This window comes from Mesobacterium hydrothermale, from assembly GCF_035818635.1.
In the GTDB taxonomy this organism is placed as follows: domain Bacteria; phylum Pseudomonadota; class Alphaproteobacteria; order Rhodobacterales; family Rhodobacteraceae; genus Mesobacterium_A; species Mesobacterium_A hydrothermale.
In genome coordinates, this window is record NZ_JAYLLH010000027.1 from 1 (window position 1) to 23,847 (window position 23,847).

At 64.7% G+C, this 23,847-nt stretch carries 27 protein-coding genes, 1 pseudogene and 1 riboswitch; of the genes and pseudogenes, 11 read left to right on the forward strand and 17 right to left on the reverse strand.

The window, feature by feature from the left end; translation table 11 throughout:
* Positions 1-143 precede the first annotated feature (143 nt).
* Positions 144-617 carry a YdcF family protein gene (locus tag VK792_RS15515; protein WP_326298666.1) on the forward strand — a complete coding sequence of 158 codons (474 nt, stop codon included), beginning with the start codon at positions 144-146 and terminating at the stop codon, positions 615-617.
* On the opposite strand, the gene VK792_RS15520 is transcribed toward VK792_RS15515, so the two are convergent.
* Positions 614-994 carry a hypothetical protein gene (locus VK792_RS15520; protein WP_326298668.1) on the reverse strand — a complete coding sequence of 127 codons (381 nt, stop codon included), beginning with the start codon at positions 992-994 and terminating at the stop codon, positions 614-616. The two genes, VK792_RS15515 and VK792_RS15520, sit on opposite strands and share 4 nt — an antisense overlap.
* A gap of 247 nt (positions 995-1,241) precedes the next feature.
* Here VK792_RS15520 and VK792_RS15525 point away from each other — a divergent pair, with 247 nt between their 5' ends.
* On the forward strand, positions 1,242-1,796 hold the full coding sequence (locus tag VK792_RS15525; RefSeq protein WP_326298670.1) for a L,D-transpeptidase: 555 nt from the start codon (positions 1,242-1,244) through the stop codon (positions 1,794-1,796).
* Positions 1,797-1,953: 157 nt separating this feature from the next.
* Positions 1,954-2,157, forward strand: coding sequence for a hypothetical protein (locus tag VK792_RS15530; RefSeq protein WP_326298672.1), 204 nt, complete (start codon positions 1,954-1,956; stop codon positions 2,155-2,157).
* A 91-nt stretch (positions 2,158-2,248) separates the two neighbouring features.
* Here VK792_RS15530 and VK792_RS15535 read toward each other — a convergent pair whose 3' ends face one another.
* A complete protein-coding gene (locus tag VK792_RS15535; protein WP_326298673.1) occupies positions 2,249-2,929 on the reverse strand; it encodes an arylesterase in 681 nt (226 codons plus the stop codon).
* A gap of 15 nt (positions 2,930-2,944) precedes the next feature.
* On the opposite strand from VK792_RS15535, the gene VK792_RS15540 reads away from it, so the two are divergent.
* From VK792_RS15540 to VK792_RS15550, 3 genes are all read left to right on the forward strand, one after another.
* Entirely contained in the window at positions 2,945-3,634 is a 690-nt protein-coding gene (locus tag VK792_RS15540) for an ABC transporter ATP-binding protein (protein ID WP_326298675.1), read from the forward strand.
* Positions 3,631-6,147: an ABC transporter permease gene (locus VK792_RS15545; RefSeq protein ID WP_326298677.1), complete on the forward strand. Its 2,517-nt coding sequence runs from the start codon at positions 3,631-3,633 to the stop codon at positions 6,145-6,147. Before VK792_RS15540 ends, VK792_RS15545 begins: the two co-directional genes overlap by 4 nt.
* Before the next feature lie 79 nt (positions 6,148-6,226).
* Positions 6,227-7,096: an inositol monophosphatase family protein gene (locus VK792_RS15550; RefSeq protein WP_326298679.1), complete on the forward strand. Its 870-nt coding sequence runs from the start codon at positions 6,227-6,229 to the stop codon at positions 7,094-7,096.
* 71 nt (positions 7,097-7,167) lie between these two features.
* Here the strand turns inward: VK792_RS15550 and gcvP are convergent, their stop codons facing one another.
* From gcvP to VK792_RS15575, 5 genes are all read right to left on the reverse strand, one after another.
* Positions 7,168-9,999 carry an aminomethyl-transferring glycine dehydrogenase gene (gcvP, locus tag VK792_RS15555; RefSeq protein WP_326298681.1) on the reverse strand — a complete coding sequence of 944 codons (2,832 nt, stop codon included), beginning with the start codon at positions 9,997-9,999 and terminating at the stop codon, positions 7,168-7,170.
* A gap of 3 nt (positions 10,000-10,002) precedes the next feature.
* A complete protein-coding gene (locus VK792_RS15560; protein ID WP_326298683.1) occupies positions 10,003-10,356 on the reverse strand; it encodes a VOC family protein in 354 nt (117 codons plus the stop codon).
* Position 10,357: 1 nt separating this feature from the next.
* On the reverse strand, positions 10,358-10,717 hold the full coding sequence (gene gcvH, locus VK792_RS15565) for a glycine cleavage system protein GcvH (RefSeq protein ID WP_326298685.1): 360 nt from the start codon (positions 10,715-10,717) through the stop codon (positions 10,358-10,360).
* Positions 10,718-10,736: 19 nt separating this feature from the next.
* Complete coding sequence (gcvT, locus tag VK792_RS15570) at positions 10,737-11,855, reverse strand: glycine cleavage system aminomethyltransferase GcvT (protein WP_326298687.1); 1,119 nt, start codon at positions 11,853-11,855, stop codon at positions 10,737-10,739.
* A gap of 152 nt (positions 11,856-12,007) precedes the next feature.
* Positions 12,008-12,094, reverse strand: a riboswitch (glycine riboswitch).
* A gap of 26 nt (positions 12,095-12,120) precedes the next feature.
* Positions 12,121-12,591: an RrF2 family transcriptional regulator gene (locus VK792_RS15575; protein ID WP_326298689.1), complete on the reverse strand. Its 471-nt coding sequence runs from the start codon at positions 12,589-12,591 to the stop codon at positions 12,121-12,123.
* A 92-nt stretch (positions 12,592-12,683) separates the two neighbouring features.
* Here VK792_RS15575 and VK792_RS15580 point away from each other — a divergent pair, with 92 nt between their 5' ends.
* Together VK792_RS15580 and VK792_RS15585 are read left to right on the forward strand one after the other, a co-directional pair.
* Positions 12,684-13,247: a gamma-glutamylcyclotransferase family protein gene (locus tag VK792_RS15580; protein WP_326298691.1), complete on the forward strand. Its 564-nt coding sequence runs from the start codon at positions 12,684-12,686 to the stop codon at positions 13,245-13,247.
* On the forward strand, positions 13,247-14,461 hold the full coding sequence (locus VK792_RS15585) for a DUF2254 domain-containing protein (RefSeq protein ID WP_326298693.1): 1,215 nt from the start codon (positions 13,247-13,249) through the stop codon (positions 14,459-14,461). The genes VK792_RS15580 and VK792_RS15585 overlap by 1 nt, the downstream gene beginning before the upstream one ends.
* Positions 14,462-14,488: 27 nt before the next feature.
* Here the strand turns inward: VK792_RS15585 and gltX are convergent, their stop codons facing one another.
* The 4 genes and pseudogenes from gltX to VK792_RS15605 all read right to left on the reverse strand — a co-directional run.
* On the reverse strand, positions 14,489-15,814 hold the full coding sequence (gene gltX, locus VK792_RS15590; protein ID WP_326298695.1) for a glutamate--tRNA ligase: 1,326 nt from the start codon (positions 15,812-15,814) through the stop codon (positions 14,489-14,491).
* 27 nt (positions 15,815-15,841) lie between these two features.
* Entirely contained in the window at positions 15,842-16,702 is an 861-nt protein-coding gene (locus VK792_RS15595; protein ID WP_326298697.1) for a molybdopterin guanine dinucleotide synthesis, read from the reverse strand.
* Complete coding sequence (gene mobA, locus VK792_RS15600) at positions 16,699-17,301, reverse strand: molybdenum cofactor guanylyltransferase MobA (protein WP_326298699.1); 603 nt, start codon at positions 17,299-17,301, stop codon at positions 16,699-16,701. The genes VK792_RS15595 and mobA overlap by 4 nt, the downstream gene beginning before the upstream one ends.
* Before the next feature lie 85 nt (positions 17,302-17,386).
* Positions 17,387-17,752: pseudogene (locus tag VK792_RS15605) on the reverse strand (GNAT family acetyltransferase); the annotation flags it as partial.
* A gap of 81 nt (positions 17,753-17,833) precedes the next feature.
* Here VK792_RS15605 and VK792_RS15610 point away from each other — a divergent pair.
* Together VK792_RS15610 and VK792_RS15615 are read left to right on the forward strand one after the other, a co-directional pair.
* Complete coding sequence (locus VK792_RS15610) at positions 17,834-18,550, forward strand: AzlC family ABC transporter permease (RefSeq protein WP_326298702.1); 717 nt, start codon at positions 17,834-17,836, stop codon at positions 18,548-18,550.
* Positions 18,547-18,870, forward strand: coding sequence for an AzlD domain-containing protein (locus VK792_RS15615; protein WP_326298703.1), 324 nt, complete (start codon positions 18,547-18,549; stop codon positions 18,868-18,870). Before VK792_RS15610 ends, VK792_RS15615 begins: the two co-directional genes overlap by 4 nt.
* A gap of 6 nt (positions 18,871-18,876) precedes the next feature.
* On the opposite strand, the gene VK792_RS15620 is transcribed toward VK792_RS15615, so the two are convergent.
* The 4 genes from VK792_RS15620 to VK792_RS15635 all read right to left on the reverse strand — a co-directional run bounded on the left by VK792_RS15620 (position 18,877) and on the right by VK792_RS15635 (position 20,693).
* Positions 18,877-19,503 (reverse strand): hypothetical protein, encoded by a 627-nt coding sequence (locus VK792_RS15620; RefSeq protein ID WP_326298705.1) that lies wholly within the window; start codon positions 19,501-19,503, stop codon positions 18,877-18,879.
* Positions 19,504-19,532: 29 nt separating this feature from the next.
* Complete coding sequence (locus VK792_RS15625) at positions 19,533-19,667, reverse strand: aa3-type cytochrome c oxidase subunit IV (RefSeq protein ID WP_326298707.1); 135 nt, start codon at positions 19,665-19,667, stop codon at positions 19,533-19,535.
* A 99-nt stretch (positions 19,668-19,766) separates the two neighbouring features.
* Positions 19,767-20,216 carry a DUF6173 family protein gene (locus tag VK792_RS15630; protein WP_326298709.1) on the reverse strand — a complete coding sequence of 150 codons (450 nt, stop codon included), beginning with the start codon at positions 20,214-20,216 and terminating at the stop codon, positions 19,767-19,769.
* A gap of 15 nt (positions 20,217-20,231) precedes the next feature.
* Positions 20,232-20,693 (reverse strand): Lrp/AsnC family transcriptional regulator, encoded by a 462-nt coding sequence (locus VK792_RS15635; protein ID WP_326298710.1) that lies wholly within the window; start codon positions 20,691-20,693, stop codon positions 20,232-20,234.
* Between the two features lie 107 nt (positions 20,694-20,800).
* Here VK792_RS15635 and VK792_RS15640 point away from each other — a divergent pair, with 107 nt between their 5' ends.
* Positions 20,801-21,037 (forward strand): DUF6356 family protein, encoded by a 237-nt coding sequence (locus VK792_RS15640; RefSeq protein ID WP_326298712.1) that lies wholly within the window; start codon positions 20,801-20,803, stop codon positions 21,035-21,037.
* Here VK792_RS15640 and VK792_RS15645 read toward each other — a convergent pair.
* Together VK792_RS15645 and VK792_RS15650 are read right to left on the reverse strand one after the other, a co-directional pair.
* Positions 21,025-22,065, reverse strand: coding sequence for an MBL fold metallo-hydrolase (locus VK792_RS15645; protein WP_326298714.1), 1,041 nt, complete (start codon positions 22,063-22,065; stop codon positions 21,025-21,027). The genes VK792_RS15640 and VK792_RS15645 overlap by 13 nt on opposite strands.
* Positions 22,065-23,777 (reverse strand): acyl-CoA dehydrogenase, encoded by a 1,713-nt coding sequence (locus VK792_RS15650; protein ID WP_326298715.1) that lies wholly within the window; start codon positions 23,775-23,777, stop codon positions 22,065-22,067. Before VK792_RS15650 ends, VK792_RS15645 begins: the two co-directional genes overlap by 1 nt.
* Positions 23,778-23,847: the final 70 nt, after the last annotated feature.

Sequence of the window (23,847 nt, forward strand, 5' to 3'; positions counted from 1 at the left end):
TTTGGCGGGCAGACCCCAACGACATCATCGCCGCAAGAAATCGAGGGTTCCAAATGTTGGATTCAATCCACTAGCAGCCGCGCGGGCGCGTGGGAACGCGCGATGTGATTGCCGCAGCTAGTTCCCCGCGATAGCGTGCGGACATGACCTTGCCCACCGCCATCGTACTGGGTGCCGCCGTCTGGCCCGGCGGTCAGCCATCGCCAACGCTGCGGCGGCGGGCGCTGCATGCGGCCCGGCTGTGGCACCGGGGCAAGGTGGGCACGATCATTGCTTGTGGCGGGCTTGGTCAGCATCCGCCGTCAGAGGCCGAGGTGATCCGCGACCTGTGCATCGCCGAAGGGGTCGATCCGGCGGCGATCCGGCTGGAGGACCGCTCTGCCACCACCGAGGAGAACCTGCGCCTTGCCCTGCCCTTGCTGGAAACCCGGCAGGTGATCATCGTCACCGATCATTACCACGCGCCGCGGGCACGGCTGGTGGCGCGGCGGCTGGGGCTGGACGCGCGCAGCAGCAGCCCGCCCCTGCGCGGCAGCAAACCGCGCGCCCAGATCAAGGCGGGCCTGCGCGAAATACCCGCCTACCTGTGGTACCTGCTGTCCGGCAAAGGGTGTTAGCGCGCCACCGTCACCCGGATCGAGGTGCCGGTGCTGCCGCGACCATAGATCTCCACCAGCACCGACGCGCCTCCGCGCATCAGGATGTCTGCGGCGGCCGGGTCGATCCAGCCATTCATGATCCATTGCTCCATTCGGCCCCGGTCGCCGATGTCGTCAAAGAACGGATCCCATTCGTCACCTGGCTGAAAGATGCCGAACTTGTGAAAGTTGGCACGGTCCTGCCGCAGCACCTGCCATGGCGCGGACAGGCGCGCACCCTTGGAGTTGTAGAGGTCATCTTCACCGATATAGGCATGATAGCTGCCAATGATCTGATCGGCCTGCGCCGCCGCAGCCCCCAGCATCAGCCCCAAAACTGTGAAAATTCGCAGCATCTGCTGGCCCTTGTCCTTGGATCTGTCATGAGCGTACCCGGAGTCCTGCCCCGCGGCCACAAGAACCGGCGTGCCGACAGGCCCCTTTGCAGGCTTGCCTGATCAGGCGGCTGGCCAGAACAGACCGAACCGGCAGACCTGTCGCGCGGGTGTCACGAACCCGGTACGGACAGGGCTTGAGCATTGCCTTTTGCCCGATCATGGTCAATCTGAAGGATGCCTACAGATTACGCCGAATGAGGAAACGATGATTTCACGACGCTCTTTGATTGCCGCGTCCCTGGCTGCAGCGGCGGTTCCGTCGCTGGCCAGCGCGTTCGAACTGAACCCGGTGTTCAAGCCGCAGCAGGTGCGGATGGACCCGACAATCGAACCTGGCCAGATCCTGATCCTGCCCCGGGCGCATTTCCTGTATTTCGTAACCGCCCCTGGACAGGCGCTGCGCTATGGCGTTGGCGTGGGCAAGGCCGGGCTGGAATTCACGGGCGAGGCGGTGATCCAGGTCAAGAAGGAATGGCCGACCTGGCGCCCGACGCAAGAGATGATCGAACGCGATCCCAAGACCTATGGCAAGTTCAAGGACAACGATTATGTCCAGCCGGGCGGTCCGGGCAACCCGCTGGGGTCGCGCGCGCTGTACCTGTTCCAGAACGGGCGTGACACGTTCTTTCGAATCCACGGGACAACCCAGCCCAGTTCGATCGGGCGGTCCGTTTCGAACGGTTGTATCCGCATGATCAACGAACATGTGCAGGACCTGTACAGCCGCGTGCCGATCGGAACCCGCGTAACCGTTCTGTAAGCGATGGCGCGGCGCATCATCGCCGCGCATGTGACGCGCGCTTGGCATAGCGGGCAGAACATGGCCCCGGAAGTGCCTTAATCGCGCCCGATTCGGGGCGCTTAACTTGGCATTAAGGCAAGGGTGACATCGTTGCCCAAGCAACAGGAGACCAGACATGACCGCAATTGCCACAAACTTCGGAAGCTTCCTTGGGGTCTTTGCAGCAGTGTATGGCTGGGCCGCCCTGGACATGTCGCTGACCTCTGCCTGCGCGGTCTACGCGATCTTCAGCATCAGCTTTGGCGCGCTGGCCGCGATCATGCAGGCCACCCGCGGCCAGACCGACTATTCCGACGGGGATCTGGCCCTGACAGCCTGACCCATACCAAACCCCGGACCGGTCCGGGGCGTTTGTTCGCATCACTCGTGAAGCGCGGTTCGGTCTCCGGGCCGCGTTTCAATTTTCCGGCTCAACTGCCCTGCGCCGCTTCGACCCGCGCGATCAGCTCTTCGACCGATGGGCCAATGGCGTCGACGATCCGCGCCACGCCGCGCTGATTGGGGTGAATCCCGTCGTCCTGCATGAAGTCGGTCACATCCCCGGGCATTTCGCCGTTTTCGGTCAGACCCTGGAAAAAGGACGGAAAGAACACGGTGCCATAGGTCTGCGCCAGTTCGGGATAAAGCGCATCGAAGGCCGCCTTGTAGTCGGGGCCATAATTCGACGGCGCGACCATGCCCACCAGCAGAACTTGCAGGTCGCGCTCCTGCGCCACCTTCAGAATCCCGTCTATATTGGCGCGCGCCAGTTCGGGCGCCAGGCCACGCAGCATGTCATTGCCGCCGAGGGTGACGATCATCGCGTCGATTTCCGGCGAAAGCGACCACTCCACGCGTGACAGCCCCCCTGCCGTTGTGTCGCCCGACACACCGGCGTTCACGATCCTGACATCGTGCCCCCGCGCCCCCAGCCAGTCGCGCAATTGCGGGACAAAGCCTTCGTGGTCCATCAGGCCGTAGCCCGCCGTCAGGCTGTCGCCCAGTGCCAGGATATCGACCCGATCCGCCTGTGCCGCGCTGGAAAAGGCAAGAAATACAACCATCGCCTTGCTGATCCCCGCCAGACGCCCATATGTGTCACACCAAACCATGAGGTTCCCTTTCCGATGCCCGATCCTGTTCTGTCCCTCAAAGATGTCACTTTGAGCCTGCGCGGCAATGCCGGCATGGTGGGAATCCTGCACGGTATAACTCTGGATGTGAACAGGGGCGAGACTTTGGGCCTGATCGGGCCGTCGGGGTCCGGCAAATCCTCTCTGCTGATGATCATGGGCGGGCTGGAACGGGCGACATCGGGCAGTGTGCAGGCGCTGGGCCAGGACCTGACCGCGATGAACGAGGACGCGCTGGCACGATTCCGGCGCGATCACATGGGGGTTGTGTTCCAATCCTTTCACCTGATTCCGACGATGACCGCGCTGGAAAACGTCGCCACGCCGCTGGAACTGGCCGGGGTCAAGGATGCCTTCGACCGCGCCCAGGCAGAACTGGAGGCGGTAGGGCTTGGCCACCGCGCCGATCATTACCCGGCGCAAATGTCGGGCGGCGAACAACAGCGCGTTGCGCTGGCACGGGCGTCGGCCCCAAGGCCGCAGATCCTGCTGGCGGATGAACCGACGGGCAACCTGGACGGCGCCAATGGCACCGCGATCATGGACCTTTTGTTTGGCCTGCGCGACCGGCATGGGGCGACGCTGGTTCTGGTGACCCATTCCAACACGCTGGCCGCGCGCTGCGACAGGATCGTGCGCCTGACCGACGGGCAGGTCGCCAAAGACGCACAGGCCGCGGAATGAGCCTGCGCACCGCGTCCCGCTTTGCCCGCCGCGAACTGCGCGGCGGTTTGCGCGGTTTCCGCATTTTTCTGGCCTGCCTGGCGCTGGGGGTGGCGGCGATTGCCGGGGTCGGCTCGGTTCGATCCGCGATCGAAGCCGGACTGGAAGGTCAGGGCGCGATCCTTCTGGGCGGCGAGGCCGAGGCGCGGTTCACCTATCGCTTTGCCAACGAGGCCGAAAAGGCGTGGCTGGCTTCGGTCGCCGACAAGGTCTCGGAAATCACCGATTTCCGGTCCATGGCCGTGATCGAGCGCGATGGACAGACCGAGCGCGCACTGACGCAGATCAAGTCGGTCGACGATGCCTATCCGCTGACTGGCACGGTGACCCTGTCGCCCGAAATGCCGCTGGAACAGGCGCTGGCCGGTGACAGCGCGGTCATGGCCCCGGCGCTGGCCGACCGGCTGGGGCTGAAACCCGGCGACACGTTCCGGCTTGGCACCAAGGCCTATACCCTGTCCGCGATCCTGACAGTGGAACCCGACGGCGCGGGCGACGGCTTTGGCCTTGGGCCGCGCACCTTGCTGCGGACCGCGGCGCTGGACGGGTCGGGCCTGCTGCAACCGGGCACGCTGTTTGAAACCAAGTACCGGCTGACCCTGCCCCCCGGCACCGATCTGGACGCGCTGAAAGACACGGCAGAGGACCGGTTCCGCGACACGGGCCTGCGCTGGCGCGATTCCCGGAACGGAGCGCCGGGAATCTCCCGGTTCGTTGACCGGCTGGGCGCGTTCCTGGTGCTTGTTGGCCTGTCGGGGTTGGCTGTCGGCGGTGTCGGCGTGTCCGCAGCCGTGCGCGCCTATCTGGCGCAAAAGACATCCGTCATCGCGACGCTGCGCACGCTGGGGGCCAGCCGCGCGACGATCTTCCAGACCTATTTCCTGCAAGTGGGCGCGCTCAGCCTTCTGGGGATCGCCATCGGTCTTGCCCTGGGTGCACTGGTGCCAATCGCGTTTTCGGCGCTGATCTCTGCCTCGCTGCCGGTGCCCGCGGTCTTTGCGCTTTATCCCAAGCCGCTGTTCGAGGCGGCGGTTTACGGTATCCTGACCGCGCTGCTGTTCACGCTCTGGCCGCTGGCACGGACCGAGGACGTGCGCGCCGCGACCCTGTTCCGCGATGCGCTGGACAGCGCACGGCTGTTGCCTGCGTGGCGGTACGTCGGGATGACGCTTGTCCTGCTGGCGGCGCTGGTGGGTACGGCGGTTCTGTTTTCGGGCAATACGCGGCTGACGCTGGGTATTGCCGGCGGTATTCTTGGGGCGCTGGTGTTGCTGATGCTGGCCGCGGTGCTGATCCGCCTTGCCGCGCGCCACAGCGCCCGGCTGGCCCGGGGCCGCCCGGTGCTGCGCTGGGCGCTGGGGGCGATCGGCGGACCACGCGAAGCCGCTGTATCGGTGGTTCTGTCGCTGGGGCTGGGCCTGTCGGTGCTGGCCGCCGTCGGCCAGATCGACGGCAACCTGCGCAGCGCGATTTCCCGCGACCTGCCCGAAGTCGCGCCAAGCTATTTCTTCGTCGACATCCAGAAGGACCAGATCGACGGGTTCCTGTCACGGCTGAACGACGACCCCGAGGTCAGCAAGGTCGACCACGCGCCGATGTTGCGTGGTGTGGTCACCCAGATCAACGGCCGCCCCGCGACCGAGGTGGCGGGCGGCCACTGGGTGGTGCGCGGGGATCGGGGGATCACCTATTCGGCCAAGCCGGATGGGCGGACGACCGTTGTCGCCGGGGAATGGTGGCCCGAAAATTACGCCGGTCCGCCGCAGGTCAGCTTCGCCGCCGAAGAGGCCGAGGAAATCGGCCTGAAACTGGGCGATACCGTCACCGTCAACATCCTGGGCCGTGACATTACCGCGACCATCACCAGCTTCCGCGAGGTCGATTTCTCGACCGCCGGGATCGGTTTCGTCATGACGATGAACCCCGCCGCCTTGCAGGCCGCGCCGCATACGTTCATCGCCACGGTCTATGCCGCACCCGAGGCCGAGGCGCGCATCCTGCGCGAGCTGGCCAATGCCTATCCCAACATCACGGCGATCCGGGTGCGCGACGCCATCGACCGGGTCAGCGAACTGCTGGAAGGCATCGCCAGCGCCACCCGCTGGGGCGCGGCGGCAACCCTGTTGACCGGGTTCCTGGTGCTGATCGGGGCGGCGGCGGCGGGCGAACAGGCCCGCACCTACGAGGCCGCGGTGCTGAAGACGCTGGGTGCCAGCCGAGCGCGCATTCTGCGCAGCTTTGCCCTGCGGGCCGGGCTCTTGGGCGCTGGTGCGGGAACGGTGGCGATCGGTGCCGGTATCCTGGGCGGCTGGGCCGTCAGCCATTTCGTCATGGAAACGGATTTCGCGGTCATGTGGTCATCGGCATTCGGGATCGTGATCGGCGGCGTGGTGGCCACGCTGCTGGCCGGGCTTGGCTTTGCCTGGTCCCCGTTGGCGGCACGTCCCGCCCGGGTTTTGCGCGCGCGGGAATAGGCTCGGCACAATTCGCCACCTTGCACCCGTGGCGCTGGGCTGGCACATCGGGCGTACCCGTTTCTCCCCGGAGCCATTGATGACAGACCACCTGCCCATGCCAATCCCCGCGCCGCTGACCCGCGCCCAGCGCACCAGCATCGTCAACCTGATCCGCCGCACCGCCAAGGCAGAAATCCTGCCGCGGTTCCAAACCCTGTCAAAGCACGACATCGACCAGAAGACCGGCCCGCAGGACGTGGTGACAGAAGCCGACCGGGCCTCGGAACGGATGATCGCGCGCGGGTTGCTGGGGCTGTTTCCGAACGCCCTGATCGTGGGCGAGGAAGACGTGGCCGAAAACCCCGAAATCGTGAACAAGATCGCCGATGCCGAGATGGCCTTTACCATCGACCCGGTCGACGGGACGTGGAACTTTGCCCATGGCATGCCGCTGTTCGGGGTCATCCTGTCGATGACCCGCTTCGGCACGCCGGTGTTCGGGCTGCTCTACGATCCGATCATGGATGACGTGATCATTGCCGAAGAAGGCGGAACTGCGCAGCTGATCCGCCCGCGCCGCGCGGCGCAACATCTGAGCGTTTCGGACGGTGGAGAGATCAAGGATCTGACCGGTTTCGTCGGGCTGCACCATTTACCTGAGGCAAAAAAGGCGGCACAGGCGGCGACCCTGCCGCTTTTTGCGCGGGTCAACACGCTGCGCTGCGCGTGCCACGAATTCCGCATGATGGCGCAGGGGCATGTGGATTTCATCCTGTCCGCCGGTCTGACGCCCTGGGATCACGCCGCAGGCGCGCTGGCGGTGCAACAGGCGGGCGGCCATGTCGCCTTGCTGGACGGGTCGGCCTATCGCGCCGATGCGAAGCGGTCGCAGTACCTGCTGTGTGCCGCGAACAAGGACCTGTGGGACAAGCTGGCCGAGATCTACGCGTTCCTGCTGGAAGAATGACAACAGCCAGGTGACGCGGCCGTCACCTGGCTGCAATGAAAACGGGCGCCCGATCGGGCGCCCGTTTCCGTTTATTCCGCCGCCTCGGCGTAATCGCTCATCGGCGGGCAGGTGCAGACCAGGTGGCGGTCGCCATAGGCGTTGTCGACCCGGTTGACCGGCGGCCAATACTTGTCGACCCGGAACGCCCCGGGCGGGAAACACCCCTGTTCACGGCTGTAGGGCCGATCCCAGTCTTTCACGAGGTCTTCCATCGTGTGCGGCGCATTCTTCAGCGGGTTGTTTTCCGCATCCATCCGGCCCTCTTCGATGGCGCGGATTTCTTCGCGGATGGCCAGCATCGCGTCGCAGAACCGGTCCAGTTCGGCCTTGGTCTCCGACTCGGTCGGTTCGATCATCAGCGTGCCGGCCACTGGCCAGCTCATCGTGGGCGCGTGGAAACCGCAGTCGATCAGGCGTTTCGCGATGTCATCCACGGTGACGCCCGCACTGTCGGCATAGGGGCGAGTGTCGATGATGCATTCATGCGCCACGCGGCCGTTCTGACCTTTGTAAAGCACGTCATACGCACCCTCCAACCGCTTGGCGATGTAGTTGGCGTTCAGGATGGCAACGCGTGTCGCCTGTGTCAGCCCCTCGCCCCCCATCATCAGAATATAGGCCCAGGAAATCGGCAGGATCGATGCCGAACCGAACGGCGCCGCGCTGACCGCGCCGGATTTTTCCGGCAGGTGCGGCACAAGGTGCGCCTTGACCCCGATGGGCCCCATGCCGGGGCCGCCCCCGCCATGCGGGATGGCAAAGGTCTTGTGCAGGTTCAGGTGGCTGACATCGCCGCCCAGATCGCCGGGACGCGACAGGCCGACCATGGCGTTCATGTTGGCCCCGTCGATATAGACCTGCCCGCCGTGCTCATGGGTGATCTTGCAGACCTCGATCACGGTCTCTTCGAAAACCCCATGGGTCGAGGGATAGGTGATCATGCAGCCCGCCAGGTCTGCGGAATGCTTCTCGGCCTTGGCACGGAAATCCTCGACGTCGATCGAGCCGTTGTCATCGCATTTCACCGCCACGACTTTCCAGCCGACCATCTGGGCCGACGCCGGGTTGGTGCCGTGGGCGTTGACCGGGATCAGGCAGACGTTGCGGTGCCCTTCGCCGCGCGCCTTGTGGTAATCCGCGATGGTCAGCAGACCGGCATATTCCCCCTGCGCGCCCGAATTCGGCTGCATCGAGAAATCGTCGTAGCCGGTGATCTGGCACAGCTTGGCCGACAGGTCGGCGATCAGCTCGGCATAGCCATTGGCCTGATCGGCCGGGGCATAGGGGTGCAGGTTGGCGAATTCCGGCCAGCTGATCGGCATCATCTCTGCCGCCGAATTCAGCTTCATCGTGCAGGACCCCAACGGGATCATCGCGCGGTCCAGCGCAAGGTCGCGGTCGGCCAGACGACGCATGTAGCGCATCATCTCGGTTTCGGCCCGGTTCATGTGGAACACGTCGTGCTGCAGATAGTCCGAGGTGCGGATCAACGCCTCTGGCAGGCGATATTCCGGGGTGAAATCGTCATCCTTGCGCAGCAGGCCAAAGGCGCGCCAGACCGACTCGATGGTTTCGGGACGGGTGCGTTCGTCCAGCGTGATGCCGACCTTGGTCTTGCCGACGCGGCGCAGGTTGATGCCCTGCTGAACGGCGGCTTGCAGCACGCCCCGCTGCAACAGGCCGACATCGACGGTGATCGTGTCGAAGAAGTCCTTCGGCTCGACCTTGAAGCCCGCCGCTTCCAGCCCCTTGGCCAGACGCGCGGTCTTGCGGTGGATGCGCTGTGCAATGGCACGCAGGCCCTTGGGGCCGTGGAAAACGGCATAGAACGACGCCATGACCGCCAGCAGCGCCTGCGCGGTGCAGACGTTCGACGTGGCCTTTTCGCGGCGAATGTGCTGTTCGCGGGTTTGCAGCGACAGGCGGTAGGCGCGGTTGCCGTGGCTGTCGATGGAAATGCCCACGATCCGGCCCGGCATGGCACGCTTGTAGTCGTCCTTGGTCGCCATGTAGGCGGCGTGCGGGCCGCCGTTGCCGACCGGAACGCCGAAGCGCTGGGTGGATCCCACGGCGATATCGGCCCCCATCGCGCCCGGTTCCTTCAGCAGACACAGCGCCATGGGATCGGCGCTGACAATCGCGATGGCCTTGGCGGCGTGCAGCGCGGCGATCACCTCGGTGAAATCGCGCACATGGCCATGGGTGCCGGGATACTGGAAGATCGCGCCAAACACGGCGTCGGCTTGCAGATCGTCTGGGCTGCCGACAATCACCTCGATCCCCAGCGGCGCGGCACGGGTCTTCATCACGGCGATGTTCTGCGGGTGGCAATTCTCATCGACGAAGAACGCCTTGGCCTTCGACTTGGCCACACGCTGCGCCATGGTCATCGCCTCGGCGCAGGCGGTGGATTCATCCAGCAGCGAGGCATTGGCGATCTCGAGCCCGGTCAGGTCGGAAATCATCGTCTGGAAGTTCAGCAGCGCCTCGAGCCGACCCTGGCTGATTTCCGGCTGGTAGGGCGTATAGGCTGTGTACCACGCCGGGTTTTCCAGGATGTTGCGCTGGATTGCCGGCGGTGTGACCGTGCCGTGATAGCCCATCCCGATGAGCGAGGTCATGACCTTGTTCTTCTGCGCGGTCTTGCGCATGAAATACAGCAGTTCGCTTTCCGACATGGCCTTGCCCATCTTCAGCGGCTCGGCCTGGCGAATGGACTTCGGCACGGTCTGGTCAATCAGTTCGTCCAGCCCCGACACGCCCAGCACCTTGAACATCTGGTCCATTTCGGCAGGCGACGGGCCGATGTGGCGGCGGTTGGCAAAGTCGTATGGAAGGTAGTCGGTCGGAGTATATGCCATTCGTCAGGCTCCGCTATGGGTCAGGATATTGATCAGGTTGCCTTCGGGGTCGCGCAGGTAGAACCGGCGCACCCCCCAGATTTCTTCGACGGGCCCATAGACGATGTCGGCCCCGATCAGCAGCGCCCGGGCGTGCGCCTCGTCAAGGTCGTCAACCTCGACCGAGATGGCGGGGATGTCGGTGCCTGCGCCGCCTTCTGCCGCAAGATTCAGCTGCGTGGTCTGGGTCGATCCGGCCAGCGTCACGATAAACCCGCCGTCCATCACCGTTTCAATACCGAAGATCTGGCAATAGAACGCGGCAAGCGCCTGCGGATCGCGGGCGGGCAGGTTGGGAACGATACGCCGGATGCCCATATCAGCCGATGAAGTCCTTGTAGGCGGCTTCGTCCATCAGCTCGTCCATGGCCGACATGTCCTCGATCTTCATCTTGAAGAACCAGGCTTCGCCTTCGGGGTCTTCGTTGACCTTGCCGGGATCGTCGACGATGGCTTCGTTCACTTCGACGATCTCTCCGTCCAGCGGAGCAAGGATGTCAGACGCGGCTTTGACCGATTCGATCACCACGACCTCGTCATCCTTGCTGACGGTGGTGCCGGCATCGGGCAGTTCCACGAACACCACGTCGCCCAGTTGTTCAGCGGCGTGGGCGGTGATGCCGACCACCACCACGTCACCTTCGACGCGCAGCCATTCATGTTCTTCGGTGAATTTCATTTTTAGCTCTCCTGCTGGATTATCGTTTGAAGCCGGCGGGAACGAAGGGCAGTGCCGCCACGCGGACCGGCAACCGTTTGCCCCGAACTTCGCCGAAAAGAACCGTATCAGGCGCGGACTGCGCCGTCGCCACATATCCCATCGCAACCGGTGCGCCGACTGTCGGACCAAAGCCGCCAGAGGTCACGGTGCCGACCGCGTCGCCACCTTCGGCGGCGGCGAACAGCGGCGTGCCCTCGCGCATCGGAGCGCGGCCTTCGGGACGCAGGCCGACACGCTTGCGCGCAGCACCGTCTGCCAGTTCCGAAAGGATGCGGGACGCGCCGGGAAAGTCGCCTTCCCGGGCGCCACCGGTGCGGCGAACCTTCTGAATGGCCCAGGTCAGCGCGCCTTCGACCGGGCTGGTCGTGGTGTCGATGTCGTGGCCATAAAGGCAAAGACCGGCTTCCAACCGCAGAGAATCGCGCGCGCCAAGGCCGATCGGTTCCACGTCTTCATGGTCCAGCAACACCTGAGCCAGCGCGACCGCGGCCCCGTCGGGCACCGAGATTTCATAGCCATCCTCGCCGGTATAGCCCGACCGCGATACCCAGCAGTCCACCCCGTTCAGATCGACCGTCGCCACATCCATGAACCGCATGTCGCGCACGGCGGGGTTCAGCGTTGCCAGCACGTCCTCGGCCTTGGGGCCTTGCAGCGCCAGCAGCGCGCGGGTGTCCAGCATCTCGACCGTGATGCCCTGCGGTTCAAACGCCGCTTTCATCCGGGCCAGATCGGTATCCTTGCACGCGGCGTTGACCACGACGAACAGGTGATCACCGCGGTTGGCGAACATCAGGTCATCCTCGATCCCGCCGGACTCGTTGGTGAAGAAACCATAGCGCTGCCGCCCCTCGGCCAGCCCGACCGCATCTACGGGCACCAGTGTTTCCAGCGCCTGCGCCAGGTTCTCGCCGCGCAGGATGACCTGCCCCATGTGACTGACATCGAACAGGCCCGCCCTGTCGCGGGTGTGCAGGTGTTCCTTCAACACGCCAAGCGGGTATTGCACCGGCATTTCGTAACCGGCGAACGGCACCATGCGGGCACCAAGGCCGATGTGCAGGTCATAAAGTGCTGTACGTTTCAGTTCGGACATGCCGCCCCCGTTTTCCCAAAACCGGGGCCTGTCTTTTGCAGGACCGCGGCATCCCAGGCGCAAGCTTGCGCCACGAATGCCCCCTCTGTCCTGACGCCTGAGATCGTTATCCCTTCGGCGGATGCAGCAAATGCATCACTCTCCAGAGTTCTTTTCCCGCGACGGTCCTTTGGCCTGAGAGTTTCCGGGGCGGTTGCTCCTTCGGCACCGGAATGACCCGGTTCTCCCATCGCGGATGGCGCTTTGGATAGTGGATGTCGGGCGCTTAGGCAAGCGCCCTGTTGGACCGGCCGCTGCATTTCACCGGGGTTTCCAGGATGTCCAGAAGCGGGCCGTTTTCGCAGACCAGCGCGTCCAGCGTGATCGGATCCAGCGTTTCGTAGAACGCATTCGCCGCGTCGGTCAGCGCGGTACGCAGGCGACAGGCGTCTTTCAGCGGGCAGGTGTTGTCGACATCGGCAAAGCACTCGGCGATCGGCACCGGCGCTTCGAGCAAGCGGAAAACCTCACCGATCTGGATCTGGTCGGCCGGGCGGGACAGTTCCAGCCCACCGTTACGGCCGCGCTGCGTATGCAGGTAACCCAGTTGCGCAAGCTGGTTGATGATCTGCGCCAGATGGTTTTCCGATGCGTTGCAGGTCCGGGCAATCTGGGATTTGGTCACCAGATGACCTTTGTTCGCCGCACAGAACATCAGGACGCGAATGGCAATGTTCGTTCGTTTCGTGACCCGCACGGTAACACCCTCTTTTCTTTTGCTCCGCAGTTTAGATACGCCGCCGATAAATATATATCATTGATGTAAGTCAAACCTGAATGGTCCAGAACATGCAGCATGCTTATTTTTTCGGGTACGGGTCGCTTGTGAACCGCGGAACCCACGCCTTTGACCCCGCGCACAAGGCCCGGTGCCATGGCTGGCGGCGGGCCTGGCGCTTTACCGATCTGCGTGACGTGTCGTTCCTGACGGTGATTCGCGACCCCGCTTGCGCCATTGACGGGCTCATGGCCGGGGTCCCGCACGAAGACTGGGACGCACTGGACCAACGCGAACACGCCTATGACCGCCTGCCCGCCGCGCACAGTGTCGTGCACGATGCCGGGCCGGACCTGGACATCGCCATCTATGCCATCGCGCCCGACCGGCTGAATATGCCCGACGAGCATCACCCTGTCCTGCTCAGCTATGTCGACGTGGTGGTTCAGGGCTACCTGAAGGAATACGGTGCAGCGGGGGCCGAACATTTCTTTGACACCACAACCGGGTGGGAAGCGCCGATCCTGGATGACCGGGCCACACCACGCTATCCCCGCGCGCAACGTCTGTCGGATGCCGAACGCGCAGTGGTCGATGCCGGGCTGGCGCGCATGGGCAGCAAGGTGTTCGTCTGATGCTGTCCAAGTCCCTCATGCTGGTCCTGCGGCTGTGGCATACGCTGGCAGTGAGGGTGCTTCTGCTGGCTGTACTGGCGCTGCTGGCAGTGGTTCTTGCACCGGTCCTGGAACCGGTCATTCCCAAAACGCTGCGCGACCGGTTCAACCAGCAAGCGGTGCTGCCGATCCTGACGATCCTGGCGTCGTCGATGCTGGCGGTGACGACGTTTTCGCTTGGCGTCATGGTGCAGGCGTTTCGCGCCGCGTCGTCACAAGCGACGCCGCGGGCGTATCGCATCCTGATTGCCGATCCGACCACGCAGAACGTGCTGGCCACCTTCACCGGCGCCTTCCTGTTTGCGCTTTCGGCCATCGTGATGTTCCGGGCCGGCTACTATGGCAGTGCCGCCTCTGTCGTGGTCTTCGCGCTGACGGTCTTTGCCATCGCCGGGATCATCGTGGCAATCCTGCGCTGGATCGACCACCTCAGCCGCCTGGGCAGCATGGATCACACCCTGCACATGGCCGAAGAAGCCGCCCGCGCGCCCCTGACGGCGGTGATTGCCCAGCCCTGTCTGGGTGGCGTCGCGCAAAGCCGCATCCCTGAAACCGCCAAGCCGGTGAAGACCATTCGCGCCGGCTATGTCCAGTTCATCGATATCAAGCGGCTTCAGGCGCTGATGGAAGCGCACGATGCCCGGTTTCACCTGCGCCAGACCCCCGGCGACTATGTGATGCCCGGGGCGGTGCTGGGCCTGACCGACACCGACGCTGTCGACACCCAGGCGATCTGCGCCTGTTTCACGCTGGGCAAGACACGGTCGATGGAACAGGACGCCCGCTTTGGCTTGCTTGTGCTGAACGAAATCGGCACCCGCGCGCTATCGTCCGGCGTAAACGACCCTGGCACGGCCATCGACGTGATCCACCGCATGACCGCGCTGCTGTTGGAAGCCGGGGGCCCCAAGGACAACGCCCCGCTGTTCGACCGCGTGACCGTGCCGCCGCTGCAAGCGCGGTCGCTGATCGAAGACGGCTATTTCGCGATGATCCGCTGCGGCGCCAACCAGCGCGAAGTCGTGGACAACCTTCTGTCGGCCCTGACGGCGCTGGCGCACGGCGGCTGGGACGACCTGTCTCGTGCGGCAGACGACGCCCGCAACTATGCGCTGTCGCATGCCCGCGCGGCGCTGCGGGTTCAGCAAGACAAGGACTGGCTCGAGCGCCAATGACCCCGGACAGGCCCGGGGCCAACCGTCTCATCCTTTGGCGCGTACAACCTCGATCAGTTGCATCACATCCGACATGTCGGGCCCACTGGCCTGGCCCGTCACCGCCTTGCGCAGCGGCATGAACAGACCCTTGCCCTTGCGGCCGGTCGCGTCTTTCACCGCCGAAGTCCAGGCTTTCCAGGTGTCGGCGGTATAGGGCGCATCGGGCAGCAGGGTCATGGCCTGTGCGATAAACGCGCGGTCCTCGTCGTCGATCAGCGGCTCTGCCCCGTTCTTGAACAGGTCCCACCAGCCGGCCAGATCGCGGCGGGTGGTGATGTTTTCGCGGGTGACTTTCCAGAACAGTTCGGCCTTGTCGGCGGGCACGCCCAGCGCGGCGATTTCGTCCGCGATGGCCTCGAACGGCAGTTCGTGCAGTTTCTTGGCGGTCAGCGGGTACAAATCCTGCACGTCGAACTTGGTCGGGGCTGCACCGAATTGCGCGGTGTCGAACCCCTCGGCGATTTCGTCCAGCGACAGGCGCAGTTCCACCGGCTGGCTCGACCCAAGGCGTGCCATCAGGCTCAACAGGGCCTCGGGTTCGATCCCGGCCTCGCGCAGGTCGCGCAGGGCCAGCGTGCCCAGGCGTTTCGACAGCGATTCCCCCTGCGGCCCGGTCAGCAACGAATGGTGTGCAAAGGACGGCGGGGTGCCACCCAACGCGCGGATGATCTGGATCTGGGTCGCGGTGTTGGTCACATGGTCCGACCCGCGCACCACGTTCGTCACCCCCATTTCCACATCGTCGACAACCGATGCCAGCGTATACAGGAACTGCCCGTCTGCCTTGATCAGCACCGGGTCGGACACCGAGGCCGCGTCGATCGAAATGTCGCCCAGGATACCGTCGGTCCAGTCGATCCGCTCCTGATCCAGCAGGAAGCGCCAGACGCCATTGCCGCGCTCCGCACGCAACCTGGCCTTTTCCTCATCGGACAGCGCCAGCGCCGCACGGTCATAGACCGGCGGCTTGCCCATGTTCAGCTGTTTCTTGCGCTTGAGGTCCAGTTCCACCGGGGTCTCGAACGCCTCATAGAACCGGCCCATGTCGCGCAGGCGTTGTGCCGCGTCCTCGTACCGGTCCAGACGCTCCGACTGCCGCTCCATCCGGTCCCAGGTCAGGCCCAGCCATTCCAGGTCTTGCTGGATCGCATCGACATATTCCTGCTTCGACCGCTCGGGGTCGGTGTCGTCGATGCGCAGGATGAACTGCCCCCCGGCCTTGCGGGCCAGCAGATAGTTGAACAGCGCGGTGCGCAGGTTGCCGACATGGATATAGCCGGTGGGCGACGGGGCGAAACGGGTGACGGTCATCGGGGTTCTCCTGTTGCGCGGGGCATTTCACAACAGCGCGGATTTGTCCAGTTCCGCGGCGGTCGCGCGCAGGGTGTCTTCGTGCCCCAGCCCGAAAATCCAGCCTTCTTCGGGGGACTGCACATCCAGCATCGTGGCCAGCACGGCCGGCGGCAGCGCCGCGATGGCGGCCGCCAAAAGCGCGACCTGCGCCGCGTCGCGGATGACCCCGGCGTCCTGCACCTGCCTGACCACATCGTTGATCAGGGACGGCCAGACCTCGACCACCGCAACGGGTCGGGTCAGCGGCTCGAATGGCCAGACGGCGATCTGCTCCGGAAACCGGTGCCGCAGCCGATGCAGCACCGGCAGCCCGGTCAGCACCTGCCCGCCCACGGCCCCTGCCCCGCCCAGCTGCCAGCAGGAAAAAGCTCCCTTTGCCGCCTGTTCGCAGGCCCGGCGTTCCGCCATGCCGTGCCCAGCGCGGATGTCCTTGCGCGGCAGGTCAGGGATGTCTTCGCGCAGGGCGTTGAACCAGAACGGACCGATGCCGGGGAAGCGCCGGTTGAGTTCGGCCCCAAGGTGAAAGCGGCTGTTGCGGTCGGGCGTATCGTCCAGCCGTTCAGCAAGGAACCGCCAGACGGCAAACGGATCGGCGCGGCCAGTCAGGGCCCGGGCAAAGCCTGCCGGATAGCCAAAGGGGAAATCGAAGCCGAGAAACAGGCGCTGGCCGTTTTCCAGGGCGTCGGCGATCAGGTCGGACAGCGCCTGTTCCGCCCGCACCCGGTTGCGCAGATAGACCGGCGTTTTGCCCGCCTCTGCCATCCAGATCGCATCCTTGCGCGGGCGCGGACCGGTGTCGTTGCCGCCCGACCAGTCCACCATCGCCACACGGTCGAAGCCGGTCACAACATCGCCTCGGCCCGCGCCAGGTCCTCGGCCCGGTTGATGTTGAAAAACGGGTCAAACGCCCCGGCCGGGACCACCGCATCGCTTGCGCCATGGGCATCGGCGAAGGCGCGCACCTTGCGGGTGCCGCCCTCCAGGGCCTCTCGCAGGTCGTCGCGCAGCGTGACAGGCCACAGGCCAAAGGTCGGGTGGCGCAACACTCCACGGTCGGCAACTTCGACCGCGGCCAGCGCCACACCCGCCCCCGCCGCCTGCGCCAGACGCGCGACCAGGTCGCGCGGGAAAAACGGCGTATCGGCGGCCACTGTCACGACCTGCGCGGCACCCAGTCCTGCCGCCCAGTCCATCGCGGCCAACACGCCTGCCAGCGGCCCGGGAAATCCCGCAACGCTGTCAGGCAGCACCGGCAAGCCGAACGCCTGGAATCGCGCCGGATCGCCGTTGGCGTTCAGGGCCACTTGTCCGACCTGCGGTGCCAGACGATCCAGCACATGGCGCAGCAACGGTACGCCGCCCAGGTTCAGCAGCGCCTTGTCAGCCCCACCCATGCGGCTGCCTTGCCCCCCGGCAAGGATGACGGCAGGCAGGTCAGTGGCCACCGGTCGCCTCTCGGAACAGGCGGTCGCGCTCTGGATCCAGCCATTTCTGCATCAACCGGCATTGCCCGTCCTCATACCCCAGCCTTTGGTAGAACCCGATCACGGGAAGGTTGGTTTCACGCACCAGCAGTTGCAGCTTCTTCACGCCGCGCGCCGCCAGCCACGCTTCGGCGGCGTCCATCGCCGCGCGTCCCAGCCCCCGCCCGCGCATGTCCGGGTCGGTGGCGACATAGTAGACAAACCCCCTGTGCCCGTCGTGCCCCACACCCACCGTCGCCACCACCCGGCCCGTGTCATGGGCCACCAGCATGTCCGAAGTAGGATGGGCCCGATAGTCGGCGATGTCCTGCTCTGGCGGGTTCCACGGGCGCAGAGTTCCGCAGCGCTCCCAAAGGGCGATTGCGCCGGGGACGTCGGCATCGGTGATCGGCAGGAATTCGGGTGGCGTCACAGGTCTTTCCTTGGCTTGGCAGGCGATTGCATCTTGGCGCGGGGCAGATTACGCCTGCCCCAAACCAGACAGGACGATGGGATGGCACGGGCCGAGACAATGTCAAGCTACTGGCGCGGGGTGCGCGATGCGACCCCGTTCCTGATTGTTGTGATCCCCTTCGCCATGCTGTTCGGGGTATTGGCGACCGAGGCCGGCCTGAACGTCCTGGAAGCGCTGTCGTTTTCCGTTGTCGTCATCGCCGGGGCGGCACAGTTCACCGCGCTGCAACTGATGATGGATGACGCGCCGGTCTGGGTGGCCTTGGGATCGGCGCTGGCGGTGAACCTGCGGATGGCGATGTATTCGGCGTCGATCACCACGCATCTGGGCAAGATTCCCATGTGGCAACGGGTCGTCGCAGCCTATTTCCTGGTTGACCAGACCTATGCCCAGTCGGTGGTGGAATACGACCGTCGCCCGGACATGACGCTTGTGGAAAAGACGGCCTATTTCTTTGGAACCGTCACGCCGATCTGCATCCCATGGTACTTTGCCACGCTGGCGGGCGCCTGGGTCGGCAGCGCGATCCCGCCGTCGCTTGGGCTGGATTTCGCCCTGCCCATCGCCTTTCTTGCAATGATCGGTCCGCTGCTGCGCACCGGCGCGCATATGGCGGCGGCACTGACGGCGGTGCTGCTGTCGCTGGGCTTTGCCTGGCTGCCGTTCAACCTGGGCCTGATCGTGGGCGGCATCGGCGGGATGATCGCAGGCGCACGGGTGGAACTGATTCTGGCCCGGCGGGGGATCAAGGTATGATCGACCGGACAGACCTTTGGATTGTGATCGCGGGGCTTGGCCTGGGCAGCTTTGGCCTGCGCTTCATTTTCCTCGGCGTTGTGGGGGACAGGCCGTTGCCGGAATGGCTGATGCGGCACCTGCGCTATACCGCGGTCGCCGTGCTGCCGGCGCTGGTCGCCCCGATCGTGCTGTGGCCCCGCGCAACGGGGGGCGAGCCTGACCCGCTGCGCCTGACCGCTGCTGCCGTGGCCTTTGCCACCGGCTACTTCAGCAAGAACGTGATGCTGGGAATGCTGGCAGGCGCGGCGGTCATGATCGGCGCCGCGCTGCTGGGCTAGGCCCGATCACTGCCCGGCGGCAGACAGCTGTTCATTGAACTTGGCAAGCGCGATTGCCTTGTCGTCGGGGTCGTCTTCCCACAGCTCGCGCGTGCTGACGCCCGGCAGCGCACCGAATTGTTCGGACAGCTTGTTGGGATACCACGTCACCTTGATCGATTCGAAACCGGGCAACTGCGCCAGCAGACCCGAGGTGACCTTGGCGCATTGCGCCTGCGCCACCGCACCGTTGGCCTGCGCCAGTCGCAGCGCCTTTTCCGCGACGGCGGCTGGCACTTCGACATGCTGGATCACGGCGTGATAGGTTTCGCGCGCGTGGGCCCGGGTATAGACGTCTTCGACCACGGGAGTGATGCCGTACAAGACATCGCCGCGCTCGGGGATACGGCTGTGACGTACCGAACCGGCAGGGTCAAAGATCACCCGCTGCGAGGCGTTGATCATCAGGCTGGTGTGCGCCCCTGCCCCGGTGCGGTTGTTCACCATGGTGTAAAGCGTCAGCGCCGGGGGACCGTCATGCCGATAGGCTGCGCGCGCGATGACTTCGTCGCTGGCGCTGCTGTCCTTGTTCGGCACAGTGCAGCCAGCCACGCTGGCTGCGGCGCAACCAAGCAGGAAAATCCGTCGTTTCATGAATCCAGTGCCCCCGGGCGTGCGTTCGATCAGCCGTTGACCAGCGCGATGAACAGCAGCGTCGCGATGATGAAGATGATGCTGCGGATGGTAAACTTGATAAATCCGTCGAACGTCTTTTCCTGAACGGAAATATCCATTTCGCCGTGCTTGTATTCTGCCATTTTGGGCGTTCCTTCGTGTTGCGGTTTCCTCTCCGGGAACAGGATTAGCCGATTTGAAATCGCCTGTCAGCCCGCATTACCGCTGCAACCTGTCGCGGCTCAGCTCTGCTCCAGCCCGCTGCCCAGACGAAATCCGATGCGCCGTGGCGTGGCCTTTTCGACCTGTTTCGGCATCGCCCGCAGAAATACGCTCAGCTGTGTGACATGCTGGATCAACTGTGTCCGCATACCGGTTTCGTCGGTCCCGTAAAAGGTGACGATGTCGGGATCGAAAAATCCCAGCCCCTCGATTCGCAGAACGCCCGCTTCGCCCCCGGCGAATCCCATCGCGACCTCGTGTTCGTTGTCCAACTGCTCCTCGAAATTCTGGATGTACAGAATCAGCCGCTCATAGGCCCATTCCGCTGCGCTCTTGTCCTCGACCGGGGTGCGGGTGACGGCATCGGGCAGGCGTTCATCCTGCACCTCGCCGCCGGTATGCACATCGCGCTTGCGCGGCAGGGCGTCGGCTTCGTGGGCTTCTGCTGTGGTGGCGATCCTGTCGTCCATCCCGGTCCTTTCGGGTCAAAGCGGCAGGGCGGTGGTTTCCTTGATCTCTTCCATAACAAAACTGGCGGAAATATCCGAGACCGGGACACGGGCGACCAGCGCCTTGTAGAACCGGTCATATTCCGGAACATCCGCCACCCGGACCCGCAACAGGTAATCCAGATCCCCCGTCATGCGATAGGCACCGACGACCTCGGGCATGGCCTTGACCGTGGATTGGAACCGCTGGATCCAGCCTTCGTCATGCGACGAGGTGCGCACCATCACGATGACCTCCAGCGGGCAGCCGACAAGATCGGGATCGGCCAGAACCACCCGGCCCCGGATCACGCCGGCCGCCTCCATCTGGCGGATGCGGCGCCAGCAGGCGTTGCGCGACAGGTGCACCTGTTCCGACACCTGATCGACGGTCAGGCTGCCGTCACGTTGCAGCAGGTTCAGGATACGGCGGTCTGTTTCGTCAAGAATTTCGGTCATTCTTGGGAATTTATCCCAAGAAATTGCAAAATCAATGTGATTTTTGGGATCCGTTCAGCGGCGAACACGGGCACAAACGTTGCACAGGAAAACAAGGAGTCGCCCGCATGACCACCACTCACGCATCCCCGCTGAAGAAGATCTTCCTCGACCACCCCGCTTCGGTCGACGAGACCTATTTCGAGCATATGCGGTTCGCCTTCGGGTTTTCCTTCTGGCTGGCGGTCGCGGCGGGCGCGGCACTGGTGCATGCAGTAATCCCGGTGCTGTGTGAAACCACCGCCAGCCGGATCACCCGGCGGCTTTATGCGCGGATCGAAAACCGCGGCTCTCAGAGCGCCTGAAAGACGAACGCGCCGTCGTCGCGCAGATCGCGGCGCACAAGCCCGTCGTGGTGCAGATGGTTGAGGTGAGCAATCGCCTCGACCAGTGCCAGGCCATATTCCCCATCCCCGATGCTGCGCTTGAACAGCGGCGCAAAGCACTCGCCCGCCGCTTTCGGCGTGTCCAGATAGGCCAACAGCCGCTTCAGCGCGCCGTGGTGGTTGTCGATCAACTGCCGCATCCGCAGGGGCAAGCCGACAAACGGCAGCTTGTGCCCCCCCAGCACAAGATGATCGGGCCGCGCCAGGCGGCTCAGCCGCTCGCAGGCCTCGATCCAGTCGGCCACCGGGTCGGCATCCGGTTCGGTCGCATAGACCCCGATATTGGAACTGATCGAGGGCAAGATCTGGTCACCTGCCAGCACAAGGCTGTCATCGCGGCTCCACAGGGTTGCGTGTTCGGGCGCGTGGCCGTTCCCGATGTGCACATCCCAATCCCGGCCCGCGGCCCGGAACAGATCACCCTGCCCGATCCGGGTGAACCCCAACGGCATCGGCCAGACGATATCGGCAAAGTTGAAGGGCCGCTCCGCCGCGCGCTGCTCCAGCAGGTCCGGCCGCATCCCGGCGCGGCGCCAGTGGGTCAGGGTCTCAGCGGTTGGCAGGTCCTGTTCGTCCAGCGTCAGCATCCGGGCGAACAGCCAGGCGGTGCGCGTCGTCACTAGTTCGGCACCGTGTTCGGACTGGAACCAGCCCGCAAGGCCGATGTGGTCCGGGTGATGATGCGTCACCAGCACCCGCCGCACCGGTTTGCCCGCCAGGGGCCCGGCCAGGACCGTATCCCAGATCGCGCGGGTCTTGCGTGTGTTGAACCCGGTGTCGACGATGGTCCAGCCGTCGCCGTCGTCCAGGGCATAGACGTTGACGTGGTCCAGCTTCATCGGCAGGGGCAGGCGCATCCACAACACGCCGTCGGCAATCTCGACCGCCGCGCCATGCTCTGGCGGCTCGGCCCAGGGATACCGGATACCCTCTGCCGCGCCGTCCATCACTGGGCCAGGTCCTCCAGCGTCAGGGCATAGAGGTCCTCCATCCCGCAGCGCGCCTGTTCCAGCAGGCCCACATGTTCCGGCAACATCCGCGTGATATAGAACCGCGCCAGCCGTTCATAGCTGCCGCCTTTGTCGGCCATCGCCGCCTGCAGGTGGTAATGCCCGCCCAGCACCCGGGCAAAGCCCTTGAGATAGGCCACGGCCCCGGCAAACCGGTTGCTGAAATCGGCTTGGCCAATCATCCATTCGGTGGTTTCGCGCAGTGTTTCGGTCGCCTGCCACAGCAGTTCGGCCAGGTCCGGGAAGACCTCTTTCGCGGCTTCGGCCGTTTGTTCGATCTCTTCGATCTGGCGACAGGCGGCCTCGCCCCCGTCCATCAGCTTGCGGGCGACAAGGTCCATCGCCTGGATGCCGTTGGTGCCCTCGTAGATCGCGGTCACGCGCACGTCGCGCAGATACTGCGCCGCGCCGGTTTCCTCGACATAGCCCATGCCGCCGTGCACCTGCACGCAAAGGTCGGACACCATCACGCCGGTATCGGTGCCGAACGCCTTGGACAGCGGCGTCAGGAAGGCCGCCCGCGAGGCCCAGTCCTTGTCTCCGGTGGCGTTGGCAAGGTCGATCGCCTTGGCGCAGTTCAGCGCAATGCAACGCGCGGTCATCAGATCGGCGCGCATGGTGCCCAGCATCCGCCGCACATCGGCATGATCGGCAATCGTACCGGCCCCCGGAACCGGCGTCTTGCCCTGCTTGCGGTCCAGCGCATAGGCCAGCGCGTGCTGATACGCGCCCTCAGCCGCACCGATGCCCTGCCCGCCGACACCGAGGCGCGCGTTGTTCATCATCGTGAACATGCACTTCATGCCGTCGTGTTCGTTGCCGACAAGCCAGCCCTTGGCGTTTTCGAACGCCATCACGCAGGTCGGGCTGCCATGCAGACCCATCTTGTGTTCCAGGCTGACCACGCTGACCCCGTTGCGTTCCCCCGGATTGCCATCGGCATCGGGGATGTATTTCGGCACCAGGAACAGGCTGATCCCCTTGGTGCCCGGCACGCCGTCCGGCAGCCGCGCAAGAACAAGGTGGCAGACGTTGCCGGTGAAATCGTTGTCGCCCCAACTGATAAAGATCTTCTGCCCGGTGATGGAATAGCTGCCATCGCCTTTGCGTTCCGCCTTGGACCGCAGCGCGCCCACGTCGCTGCCCGCCTGCGGTTCGGTCAGGTTCATGGTGCCGGTCCATTCGCCGGAAATCAGCTTTGGCAGATACAGCGCCTTCATCTCGTCCGTGGCGTGGTGTTCCAGCGCCTCGATCTGGCCTTGCGACATCAGCGGCGCCAGTTCCAGCGACAGGCAGGCCGCGCTCATCATGTCGTTCACCGCCGTCGCCACGGTCAGGGGCAGACCCATGCCGCCGTATTCGGGATCCGCGGAAATACCGATCCAGCCGCCCTCGGCGATCGACCTGAACGCCTCGGCGAACCCGGGAGAGGTGCGCACAACGCCGTTTTCCAGAAAGGCCGGCGTCAGGTCGCCGTTGCGCTGCACCGGGGACATGACCTCTTCGCACATCTTGCCGGCCTCGGTCAGGATCGCGTCGACCACGTCGGGATCGGCCTCGGCAAAGCGGTCGGTCTGACAGATGGCGTCGTAGCCCACGACATTGTTCAGAAGGAAACGAAAATCAGCGACAGGGGCGCGAAATGGCATGGGTACTCTCCAATCCCTTGGCTTGGCATCCGGGCGGTGGAAGGCTATGCAAATGCACCGCCGCCGGGTT